Here is an 11072-nt window from a genome sequence, read left to right on the forward strand (position 1 = left end):
CATTGCGCCGTGGGACTCCCTCGGGCGCGCCTGCGCCGGGAGAATCCGTCCAGCCCGGTCTAGGGTCGTGCGCGCGCCTTCGTCTGCATCGTCCAGACCACGGCGTAACTCAGACGCCCGGGCGAGGGACGGATTATATGGGCGCCTCGCTCGCAAGGCAAGCGGGCCGCCCGGGGAACCGCCCCACTATTGAGCTATGATGCCGAGACCCCGGTTTCTGGATATCTTGGACACCGCAAAAGCAGCCCAGGGTCCGGGAGGACTGCGCAGATGGACATTCGAAAGCCACTCCAAGGCCAGGTGGCGGTGATCACCGGCGGCGGCCGGGGCATCGGCGCCGCCATCGCCCAGACCCTGATCGCGATGGGCGCGCTCAGCGTGATCTGCGGGCGCTCACTGGCGCCCCTGAACCAGACCGCCGCCCACCTCCGCCAGGGCGGCGGCCGCTGCGAGGCCATCGCCTGCGACCTCACCGAGTTGGCTTCCGTCGAGGCCCTGGCCGCCCAGGTCGCGGAGCGCTTCGGCCGCCTCGACATCCTGGTCAACAACGCCGGCGTCGGCGGCTTCGGCGGCCCGCTCCACCAGATGCCCCCGGCGGACTGGGAGCGCGTGATCAACACCAACCTCCGCGGGCCCTACTACTGCCTGCGCGCCTTCGTACCTCTGATGCTGCGTGGCGGCGGAGGACACATCGTGAACATCTCCTCCCTCGCCGGCAAGAACGCGCTGCCCAACGGCGCCGCCTACGCCGCCTCCAAGTGGGGGCTGAACGGCCTGTGCGCCTCGGTGGCAGAGGAGTTGCGGGCGTTCAACATCCGCGTGGCCGTGGTCTGTCCCGGTTCCACCCAGACCGAACTCAGCCCGCACGCCGGCAAGGACCCCGGCAAGATGCTTCAACCTGAGGATGTGGCCCACGTGGTGGCCATGCTGGTTACCCAGGCGCCGCGCTCCTTCGCCAGCGAGATTGTCCTCCGGCCCACGCAGAAACCCTAAGCCGCGGAAGGCGCGCGCGGGAACTATCCGTTGCAACGCCGATTTTCCTGCGCCACCCTGCAATGTCTTTGTCACGGCCCCCAAGCCGGTGCTACCATCCGAACATCTCAGGAAACCCTGAGGAGGACTTATGTCAGAGAACAGTGGCGGCAACGCTTTCCTGTGGTTCCTGGCGGGACTGGGAATCGGCGCCATCGCCGGCGTGTTGTACGCGCCGCGCTCCGGAAAGGAGACCCGCGACGCTATTCTGGAGCGGGCCGAGGAAGGGCGCGAGTACGTCATCACCCGCGGCAAGCACGCCCGCGAGCAGGTGAACGATTGGGTGGACCGCGGCCGCGAGGTCCTGGGCAAGCAGAAGGAGCAGATCAACGCCGCCATGGACGCCGCCAAGCAGAGCTATCGTGAGGCCAGCGCCGAGGCTTCTCACAAGAAGTAAGCGGCATCCGCAGCACGGGCCCGAACAGCGGCGATCCGGCCACTTCCGGGAGCGCCTCGGAAAGGGATCCCCGCGGAGCGCGCCACCATGAACACATTCCTCATCGTCTTCATCATCGTGACCTCGGTCGCGGTGGTCATTCAGATGGCCATCCTGGCCGCCCTCTACGTGAGCACCAAGAAGACCAGCGCCAAAGTGGAAGCCCTGGCCGAGGACGTGCACAAGCGCGCCGCTCCGGTGCTGGACGCCGCCCACTCCCTGCTGGTGGACAATCGCGACAAGCTCGACACCATCGTGGACAACGTCGCCGTCTCCACCACCACCGTGCGCAACCAGTTGCAGCGCCTGGACACCACCGTGACCGACGTGGTAGACCGCACCCGCCTGCAGGTGATCCGCGCCGACGAGCTGGTCACCCGCACCCTGGACCGGGTGGAAGAGACCACCGACCTGGTGCATCACACCGTGATCTCCCCGGTGCGGCAACTGAGCGCGGTCATGCGCGGCGTCAACGTCTTCCTGGAGGCCATGTTGGGACGCCGCGAGAAGCCCGCGGCCACGGCGCGCGAGCCTGTCCGCCGCACCGCCAGCGACGAAGAGGAGCTGTTCATCTAGCCCGGGCGCGCCCTCGCGCCGGGCCGGGCGCCCTCCGTTCGTTGACTTGCCCATCCCACCGCCCTACCATGCGCTGAGAAGGACGGAGGCCTTTGCTCCTTGGTCGGCCGCACCATAGCCCACTACCGGGTCTTGAGCAAGCTGGGAAGTGGGGGCATGGGCGTGGTCTACGAGGCCGAGGACACCCGCCTGGGCCGCCACGTCGCCCTCAAGTTCCTGCCGCAGAAAATGACCGAGGATCCACGCGCCCTGGAGCGCTTCCAGCGCGAAGCCCAAGCCGCTTCCCGCCTCAACCATCCCAATATCTGTACCATCTACGACGTCGGCGAGTTCGAGAACCAGCCCTTCATCGCCATGGAACTTCTGGACGGCGTCAGCCTGAAGGACCGCCTGCGCGAAAAACCGATGGATCTGGCGCAGGTGCTCGACATCGGCATCCAGCTCGCCGACGCACTCGATGCCGCGCACGCCCAGGGCATCACCCACCGCGACCTCAAGCCCGGCAACATCTATCTGACCCAGCGCGGCCAGGCCAAGATCCTCGATTTCGGCCTGGCCAAGCTGGCTCCCGAACATCGCCTGGTGAAGGAGCACGCCGGTGGCAGCCTGGACAGCGACGAGGCCCTGACCACCACCGACATCATCCCCGGCACCGCCTTCTACATGTCGCCGGAGCAGGCTCGCGGTGAGGAGATCGACACCCGCTCCGACCTCTTCTCCCTGGGGGTGGTGCTCTACGAGATGGCCACGGGGGACAAGCCTTTCTACGCCAGCAATACCGTGATGACGCTGGACGCGGTGCTGCATAACCGCCCCATGTCGCCTCTGAAGCTGAACCCCTCGCTGCCGGTGGGCTTCGAGGCCATCGCCGGCCGCGCCCTGGAGAAGCGGCGCGACAAGCGCTTCCAGACCGCCGCCGAGTTGCGCGCTGAGCTGCAGCGGCTGAAGCACGACTCGGAAGCCGGCATGACCACGGCGGCGCTGGGCGTGCGTCCCCTGGTGGCCCCGGCGCGCAGCGTCTTCCGCGGCGTCAGCCTCAGCCAGACTTACCTGCTGTTCGGACTGGCGGGCGTGGTGGTCATGCTGCTCGTGGTCCTGACCCTCTACTGGATCAAGCACGCGCGCAGCGGGCCGGCCGCCAACAACACCATCGCCGTGCTTCCCTTTCAGAACGTCACCCAGGACCCCGGCATCGACTACCTGCGCTTCGCCCTGGCCGACGAGACCGTGAACGTGCTCACGCACACGCGCTCGCTGGAAGTAAGGCCGCTGGCTTCCTCGCGTCAGTACACCGAGCCCAACCTCGATCCCGCCCAGGTCGGCCGGGAGTTGCGGGTGGCCAACGTGCTCGCCGGCCATTACGTCCGCGAGGGAAAGAGCCTCCGGGTCACGCTGGAGGACGTGGACGTGCGCAAGAACCAGATCGCGTGGCAGGGATCGTTCGAGGTCGGAGTGCAGGACATGACCGCGGTGCAGCGGCAGTTAGGGGTGCAGATCCGCCAGGGCCTGCTGCCCGCCGTCGGGGTCACGGCCGCGCCCGGGGAGTCCTCCACGCGGCCGCGCAATTCCGCCGCCTACGATTTCTATCTGCGCAGCGCAGCCATGTCGCATGATCCCGTCCCCAACAAGCAAGCCGTGGCCCTGCTGGAGCGTGCCGTGGGACTGGATCCCTACTACGCTCCCGCCTGGGAGGCGCTGGGTCGCCGCTACTATTGGGACGCCAGCTACTCCGGAGGCGGACAGGCCGTGTTCGACCGCTCCAGTGGCGCCTACGAGCGCGCCCTCGCCCTGGACCCCAACCTGGTCACCGCCGCGGCTCACCTCACGGAGAACTGGGTGGAGGCGGGCGAGCTGGACAAGGCCTATCTGGAAGCCGAGGCGCTGGTCCGGCGCCGTCCCGAGAGCGCCGAGGCCCACTTCACCCTGGCCTACGTGCTGCGCTACGCGGGCCTGCTGGGCGAGTCGGCGCGGGAGTGCGATGTCGCCCTGGGCCTCGATCCCGCCAACTTCTACTTCCGCTCCTGCACCTTCGCTTTTGCGGAGACGGGCCAAACCCAGCGCGCGGCCGATTACCTCCGCCTGGATGCAGGTTCCGACTTCTCGCTCAGCGTGATGCCTTCGGTGCTGCTGCGGGCCGGCCGGGTGGACGAGGCCCGGCAGGCGCTCGGCAAGATGCCCGATAACCCCGCTTGGTACCGCGGCCTGCTGCAGGCCTGCCTGGAGTCGCGCCCGGACGCCGAGATCGGCCGCCTGGTGGGCCAGGCAGGGCCGGCGCTCATGGCGGAGCGCGATCCCGAGATGAAGTACTACCAGGGCTCGCTGCTGGCCTGGTGCGGCCAGCGCGATGCCGCCCTGGGGCTGCTGCGCAGCGCGGTGGACCAGAACTACTGCGCCACCGCTGCCCTGGACTCCGACCCCCTGCTGGCCAAGCTGCGCGGCGCCCCAGAGTTCGGGGAGCTGCGCCGCGCCTCCGCCGACTGCCAGCAGAAGTTCCTGGCTGCCCGGCAGAAGGAGCAACCCCAGCCCTAGGCGATCCAGCCCCCGCCCACCACTCGATCCCCATCGTAAAAGACGGCGGCTTGGCCGGGGGTGATGGCGCGCTGCGGCTGCTCGAAGGTCACCTGCACCTCGCGCTCGCCGGCCTTCTCGATCAGCGCCACGGCAGCCTCGTGGCGATGGCGGATCTTGACGCGGGCGCGCAACGGCGCTTGCAGGTCCTCGATCGCGATCCAGTTCACCTCGCGGGCGCGCAGGCCGCGTGACCATAGGGCCTCATCCTCGCCCACTACCACCTGCTTCTGTTCGCCGCGGATCTGGATGACGTAGAGGGGAGAGCCCGTGGCCACTCCCAATCCCTTGCGCTGCCCCACGGTGAAGTTCTGGATGCCATCGTGCCGGCCCAGCACCTCCCCGCTCGCCGTGACCAGTTCGCCCGCCGTGTCGGGCAATGACTCGCCCTGCTCCGCCAGGTAGGCGTCGAGGAACTTCTTGTAGTCGCCGCCAGGGACGAAGCAGATCTCCTGCGAGTCAGGCTTGTCGGCCAGGGCCAGGCCGTGGTGGCGCGCGATCTCCCGCACCTCGCTCTTGCGCTTCTCGCCCAGGGGGAAGCGCGAACGCGAGAGCTGCTCCTGGGTCAGGCCGAAGAGGAAGTAGCTCTGATCGCGGCCCTCATCCACCGCGCGCCGCAAGAGCCAGCGGCTCCTCCCGGCGTCGAACTCTACGCGCGCGTAGTGCCCGGTGGCCATGCGCTCGGCGCCGACCTGCCGCGCCGTCACCAGCAACTGGTCGAACTTCAGATGGTTGTTGCACAGGCTGCAGGGGATGGGGGTGCGTCCGGAGAGATACTGCTCGACGAACGGCCGCACCACGTCGCGCTCGAAGCGCTCTTCCTGGTTGACCACGTAGTAGGGGATGCCCAGGTGCTCGGCCACGCGGCGGGCGTCGTGGACATCGTCGAGCGAGCAGCAGCGCCCAGTGACGGCCTCGGGCATGCCGTCGTGTCCGGCCAGCCGCCGCTGGTTCCACAACTGCATGGTCAGGCCGATGACCCGCTCGCCCTCGGCGCACAACATGGCCGCTACGGTCGAAGAGTCCACCCCGCCCGACATGGCCACGACGATGGGAGAAGCAGCCATTCGCACTTAGCCTCTAGCACTTAGCCCGTGGAGGTTCCCACCGCAAAGGAAAAAGGGCCGCAGAAAGCGGCTTGAGCACGACCTCGGAGCATTGCCACTTGCTGAGATGATTATAACGTCCGGGCCAATCCGCACCGGCTAAGTGCTAACGGTTAACCGCTAAGTGCTTCTTGTACAGCGGCGACAGCTCCCGCAGCCGGCCCACGACCTCCGGCAGGACCGAGAGCGCGTAGTCCACGTCCTCGGCGGTGTTCTGCTTGCCCAGGCTGAAGCGGATGGAGGCGCGCGCCCGCTCCGGGCTCAGCCCCATGGCGGTGAGCACGTGCGAAGGCTCGATGGCGCCCGAAGAGCAGGCTGCGCCGGTCGAAAGCGCCACCCCCTTCAGGTCCATGGCGATGATCATGGCCTCGCCCTCGATGAAGTCGAACCAGATGCTGGAAGTGGTGGGCACGCGCGGCGCGCCGCCGCCGTTGACCCCCACCGCCTCGATCTTCTCCTTGATCGTTGTCTCCCACCGGTCGCGTAGGTCGGCAAGGCGCTTGTCCTCGCCCTGCTCCAGGCCCAGGCGCGCGATCTCCGCCGCCCGGCCCAGGCCGACGATGCCGGCGACGTTCTCCGTGCCCGCGCGGCGCGAGCGCTCGTGCCGCCCGCCGTAGAGCATGGCCTCGAGCAGCGTCCCTTTGCGCACGTAGAGCGCGCCGGTGCCCTGCGGCCCGTGGATCTTGTGCGCGGAGAGGGAGAGCAGGTCGCAGCCGATCTGCTGCACGCTGACCGGCACCTTGCCCGCCGCCTGCACCGCGTCGGTGTGGAACCAGACGTCGGCTTCGGCGGCCAGCTTGCCGATCTCTTCCACCGGCTGCAACACCCCAGTCTCGTTGTTGGCCATCATGATGCTGATGAGCTTGGTGTTGGGGCGCAGGGCGCGGCACACGTCGTCGGGGTTCACCCGCCCACGCGCGTCCACCGGAACGTAAGTGACCTCGCAGCCCAGCGTCTCCAGACGCTTGGCGGAGTGGAGCACGGCGTGGTGCTCGATGGTGGAGGTGATGACGTGGTCGCCGGGCTTGGCCAGCCCGAACAGCGCCAGGTTGTCGGCCTCGGTGCCGCCGCTGGTGAAGACGATCTCGGCCTCGCGGCAGCCCAGGAGCGCCGCCACCTGCTCGCGCGCCCGCTCCACCGCCGCCCGGGTCTGCTGCCCGTAGTGGTGGATGGAGGAGGCGTTGCCGAACTGCTCCTCGCCCAGGTAGGGCAGCATGGCCTCCCGCACCTCGGGAAGCAGCGGCGTGGTCGCGTTGTTGTCCAGGTACACCCGGCGCATGGTGGCTATTCTACTGCTCTTTAGATGGCAGGGCTCTGCTGGCGGACTCCAGCAGGCGGCCGCGAAGGCGCCTGGGGACCTAGCGCTGCTCCATGGGCACGTAGGGGGCGGGCCACTTGGGGCCCACGTACTCGGCGCGCGGGCGGATGAGGCGATTGTCGTCCAACTGCTCGATCACGTGCGCCGTCCACCCGCTGATGCGCGACACCGCGAAGATGGGCGTGAACAGGTCCACGCCGATGCCCAGGGTGGTGTAGGTGGAGGCGGAGTAGAAATCCACGTTGGCGTTGAGCTTTTTCTCCTGGTTGATGAAGAGCTCGATCTTGCGCGACATCTCGAAGTACTTGGCCTTGCCGGCGGAGCGCCCCAGGTCCTCCGACATTTTGCGCAGGTGGGTGGCGCGCGGGTCCTCGGTGTGGTAGACGCGATGGCCGAAGGCCGGGACCTTCTTCTTGGCCGCCAGCATCTGCTTGACGTGCTCGATCGGGTCCTCGCCCTTCTTCTCAATCTCGAAGAGCATGCGCATGGCCTCCTCGTTGGCGCCGCCGTGCAGAGGCCCTTTCAGCGCTCCCAGGGCGCCGGTCACGGCGGAATGGACGTCGGAGAGGGTGGCGGCGATGACGCGCGCGGCGAAGGTGGAGGCGTTCAGCTCGTGGTCGGCGTGCAGGATGAGCGCGATATCGAGCGCCTTCTCGGCCGTGGCCGAGGGCTTCTCCCCGTTCAGCATCCACAGGAAGTTGGCGGCATGGGTAAGCGATCGATCAGGCTCGACCACCGCCCGGCCCTTGCGCAGGCGGTCGTAGGCGGCCACGATCATGGCAAGCTGCGAGGTCAGGCGCAGGGCTTTGCGCACATTGGCGTCGTGGTCGTTGTTCCTCTCGTCGGCGTCGTAAAGAGAGAGCGCCGAGACCGCGGTGCGCAGCACTTCCATGGGCAGGGCGTGCTTGGGAAGCTGCCGCAGCAGGTTCAGGATGGAAGGATCGAGCTTGCGTTCCGCCGCCAGCTTCTGCCGCAGGTCATCCAGCTCGGCTTGTTTGGGCAGCCGCCCGAACCACAGGAGGTGGCACACTTCTTCGAAGGTGGAGCGGTCGGCCAGCTCGTGGATGTCGATGCCGCGGTAGGCCAGCACTCCCTTCTCGCCGTCGATGTAACAGATGGAAGAGTTGGCGGCGACGACGCCTTCCAGACCCTTGGGTGCTGCCGTGGTAGTGGACATACGATCCTCGTCGAAAGTGCGTTGCAACGCGCATCTTCAGGGCGTTTCCGCACCCTGGGCGCAACCTTTCATTTATACCCGAAAGCAGGCGCGCTTTCCAAGGCGCGCGACCGGGGCGTATCATGAAAGGTTTCCTAATCCCGGGCGGAATGTTCTGCCCTACGGAGCCCTCCTATGCGAAGGTACGTTCTTCTTCTTACCCTCCTGGTCTTCTCCGCCGGCCTGACCAGCGCCGACGAAGGCCTGTGGCTGTACAACCACTTCCCCGCCAAGCGGGTGCAGGCCAAGTACGGCTTCCTGCCCACCCAGGCCTGGCTGGACCACGCCCGCCTGGGCTCGGTGCGCTTCAACAACGGCGGCTCGGGGTCGTTCGTCTCCGCCGATGGCCTGACCTTCACCAACCATCACGTCGCCCAGACCTGCCTCCACGGCCTCTCCACGGAGAGCAAGGACCTTTACAAGACCGGCTTCTATGCCAAGACCCAGGCGGAGGAGGCCAAGTGCCCCGACCTGGAGCTGAACCAGTTGGTGGGCATCGAGGATGTCACCGCCAAGGTGCAAGGAGCGGTGACCCCGGGCATGAGCCCCGCCGAGGCCGCCCGCGCCCGCCGCTCCGTCACCGCACAGATCGAGAGCGAGTGCGCCAAGTCCACCGGCCTGCGCTGCGACGTGGTCACCCTCTACGCCGGCGGTATGTACAACCTCTACAAGTACAAGAAATACACCGACGTGCGGCTGGTGTTCGCGCCCGAGTTCGACGCCGCCTTCTTCGGCGGCGACCCCGACAATTTCGAGTATCCCCGCTGGGACCTCGACATCACCTTTTTCCGGGTCTATGAGAACGATAAGCCGGTCCACCTCGACCAGTACTTGAAGTTTTCGCACGCCGGCATCAGGGACGGCGAGCTGATCTTCGTCTCCGGCCATCCCGGCTCCACCAGCCGCATGGACACCGTGGCGCAGATCGAGACCCTGCGCGACTTGGCCTATCCCTTCCGTCTCGAGGCCCTGAAGCGCCGCAACGCCGCGCTCAAAGCCTGGGCGGCGCAATCGCCGGAGAACTACCGCCGCGCCCAGGAGGACATCTTCGGCATCGAGAATTCCATCAAGGCCATCACCGGCTACCTGGGCGGCATCCGGGACCCCAAGCTCATGGCCAGAAAGCAGGAGGAGGAGAGCAAGCTGCAGGCCTGGGTGAACGCCGACGCTCAGCGCAAGAGCCAGTATGGCGATCCCTGGACGGCGACGGCGAACGCCGAGCGCACCTGGCGGGAGATCTACCTGCCCTTCACCTTCCTGGACCGCCGCTCCGGCTTCCCCGGCGACTTGAACTTCTTCGCGCGCGCGCTGGTGCGAGCCGCCGTGGAAAAGCAGAAGCCCAACGCCGAGCGCTTGCCCGAGTACCGCGACTCTTCCCTGCCCTCGCTGGAACAGCAACTGTTCTCCACCGCCCCGGTCTATAAGGACCTGGAGACCGTCTCCTTCGCCGATGCGCTGGCCCTCATGCAGGAGAAGCTGGGCGACGACGACGAGGTGGTCAAGGCGGTGCTCAACGGCCGTACCCCCGCCGAGGTCGCCAAGGACTTGATCGCCGGTACCAAGCTCGACGATGTTAACGTCCGCAAACAGCTCTACGAGGGCGGGCAGAAGGCCATCGAGGCCAGCGATGATCCCCTCATCGTGATGATGCGCGCGGTCGAGCCGCGGGCGCGGGCGCTGCGCAAGCGCTTCGACGACGAGGTACAGTCGGTGGAGCGCACCCAGGGCGCCACCCTGGCCAAGATCCACTTCGCCCAGGGCGGCACCGACACCTACCCTGACGCCACCTTCACCCTGCGCCTGAGCTACGGCCAGATCAAGGGCTTCACCGAGGACGGCCAGGGCACGGTCGCGGCGGGCACCAAGGTGCCGTACTTCACCACGTTCGCCGGCGCTTTCCAGCACGCCCAGGAGCACGGCAACAAGGATCCCTACCAACTTCCCCAGAGCTGGTGGGACGCCAAGTCCAAGCTCAACCTCAACACTCCGCTCAACGCGGTGGAGACCGCCGACATCATCGGCGGCAACTCCGGCTCGCCCGTGCTCAATACCAAGGGCGAGGTGGTGGGCATCATCTTCGACGGCAACATCCAGTCGCTGCCCTGGGACTTCGTCTACGACGACTCCATCGGGCGGTCGGTGCACGTGGATTCGCGCGGCATCATCGAGGCGCTGCGCGCCATCTACCACGCCGACGGCCTGGCCAACGAATTGATGGGGCCGCCAACCGCCAAGCCCGCGCCGAAGAACAAGTAACTGCTTCGCCGCGGATCAGTGGGGATCAACAAACCAAGGCCGCCCGAACCCGGGCGGCCTTCTTGTTGACCAGGCTGTCTCCGCGGTCTCTGCGTCCTCTGCGGTAAATCGTTACGCCGGCCAGATCGAAAGTGCAGTCTTCGAGAGGATTTGCTCCCGGGTCGCCGCGGAGAGCGGCAGAGCGCGGAAGTCATCGAGGTTCTTCTTCATGTCGGGGACGCCGGGGCCCGGCCAGTCCGTCCCGAACAGGGTCTTCGCGGCGATCTCCTCCAGCCGGGGAAAGTACTTGAGCAGCGCCTTGGGCGGGATGCCGCTGATATCCAGATAGACATTGGGATGGCGCCGCACCAGGAAGAAGGCGGTGTGCATCCACAGCGGGCGGCCGCCGTGGGCCAGCAGGATCTTCAGCTTGGGGAAGTCTACCGCCACGTCGTCCACGTAGATGGGGTCGCCGAACTTGTTGCGCGCCCCGGGGAAGATCGAGGTGCCGGTGTGCACCATCACCGGGATGCCGTTGGCCTCGGCGGCGCGGTAGAGGATCTCCAATTCCTTCACCCCGTTGAG

The 11072-nt window shown here is 67.1% G+C and carries 9 protein-coding genes; 5 read left to right on the forward strand and 4 right to left on the reverse strand.

What is annotated here, in order from left to right; translation table 11 throughout:
- Positions 1-270 precede the first annotated feature (270 nt).
- From VEG08_12780 to VEG08_12795, 4 genes are all read left to right on the forward strand, one after another.
- The gene (locus VEG08_12780) at positions 271-993 is read left to right on the forward strand and encodes an SDR family NAD(P)-dependent oxidoreductase (GenBank protein ID HXZ28860.1); all 723 of its coding nucleotides are present in this window, start codon (positions 271-273) and stop codon (positions 991-993) included.
- 130 nt (positions 994-1123) lie between these two features.
- Positions 1124-1429, forward strand: a complete 306-nt coding sequence (locus VEG08_12785) for a YtxH domain-containing protein (protein HXZ28861.1) — start codon at positions 1124-1126, stop codon at positions 1427-1429.
- Positions 1430-1516: 87 nt separating this feature from the next.
- A complete protein-coding gene (locus tag VEG08_12790; GenBank protein HXZ28862.1) occupies positions 1517-2044 on the forward strand; it encodes a hypothetical protein in 528 nt (175 codons plus the stop codon).
- A gap of 99 nt (positions 2045-2143) precedes the next feature.
- Complete coding sequence (locus VEG08_12795; GenBank protein ID HXZ28863.1) at positions 2144-4573, forward strand: protein kinase; 2430 nt, start codon at positions 2144-2146, stop codon at positions 4571-4573.
- Here VEG08_12795 and mnmA read toward each other — a convergent pair.
- The 3 genes from mnmA to VEG08_12810 all read right to left on the reverse strand — a co-directional run bounded on the left by mnmA (position 4570) and on the right by VEG08_12810 (position 8213).
- On the reverse strand, positions 4570-5679 hold the full coding sequence (gene mnmA, locus VEG08_12800) for a tRNA 2-thiouridine(34) synthase MnmA (protein ID HXZ28864.1): 1110 nt from the start codon (positions 5677-5679) through the stop codon (positions 4570-4572). The two genes, VEG08_12795 and mnmA, sit on opposite strands and share 4 nt — an antisense overlap.
- Before the next feature lie 145 nt (positions 5680-5824).
- The gene (locus VEG08_12805; protein HXZ28865.1) at positions 5825-6997 is read right to left on the reverse strand and encodes a cysteine desulfurase family protein; all 1173 of its coding nucleotides are present in this window, start codon (positions 6995-6997) and stop codon (positions 5825-5827) included.
- Positions 6998-7076: 79 nt separating this feature from the next.
- Complete coding sequence (locus tag VEG08_12810) at positions 7077-8213, reverse strand: citrate synthase (GenBank protein HXZ28866.1); 1137 nt, start codon at positions 8211-8213, stop codon at positions 7077-7079.
- Positions 8214-8387: 174 nt separating this feature from the next.
- On the opposite strand from VEG08_12810, the gene VEG08_12815 reads away from it, so the two are divergent.
- On the forward strand, positions 8388-10508 hold the full coding sequence (locus VEG08_12815) for a S46 family peptidase (protein HXZ28867.1): 2121 nt from the start codon (positions 8388-8390) through the stop codon (positions 10506-10508).
- 111 nt (positions 10509-10619) lie between these two features.
- On the opposite strand, the gene VEG08_12820 is transcribed toward VEG08_12815, so the two are convergent.
- The coding region (locus VEG08_12820) for an amidohydrolase family protein (GenBank protein HXZ28868.1) at positions 10620-11072 on the reverse strand (453 nt) is incomplete at its 5' end.

The sequence above is a fragment of the Terriglobales bacterium genome (assembly GCA_035624475.1).
Classification (GTDB): Bacteria; Acidobacteriota; Terriglobia; order Terriglobales; family Acidobacteriaceae; genus DASPRL01.

What these genes read in the sequence shown, in the direction of transcription:
- VEG08_12810 (HXZ28866.1), bottom strand. Translation starts at nt 8,213, where the DNA reads ATGTCCACTACCACGGCAGCACCCAAGGGTCTGGAAGGCGTCGTCGCC.
- VEG08_12790 (HXZ28862.1), top strand. Translation starts at nt 1,517, where the DNA reads ATGAACACATTCCTCATCGTCTTCATCATCGTGACCTCGGTCGCGGTG.
- VEG08_12785 (HXZ28861.1), top strand. Translation starts at nt 1,124, where the DNA reads ATGTCAGAGAACAGTGGCGGCAACGCTTTCCTGTGGTTCCTGGCGGGA.
- VEG08_12780 (HXZ28860.1), top strand. Translation starts at nt 271, where the DNA reads ATGGACATTCGAAAGCCACTCCAAGGCCAGGTGGCGGTGATCACCGGC.
- mnmA (HXZ28864.1), bottom strand. Translation starts at nt 5,679, where the DNA reads ATGGCTGCTTCTCCCATCGTCGTGGCCATGTCGGGCGGGGTGGACTCT.
- VEG08_12805 (HXZ28865.1), bottom strand. Translation starts at nt 6,997, where the DNA reads ATGCGCCGGGTGTACCTGGACAACAACGCGACCACGCCGCTGCTTCCC.
- VEG08_12815 (HXZ28867.1), top strand. Translation starts at nt 8,388, where the DNA reads ATGCGAAGGTACGTTCTTCTTCTTACCCTCCTGGTCTTCTCCGCCGGC.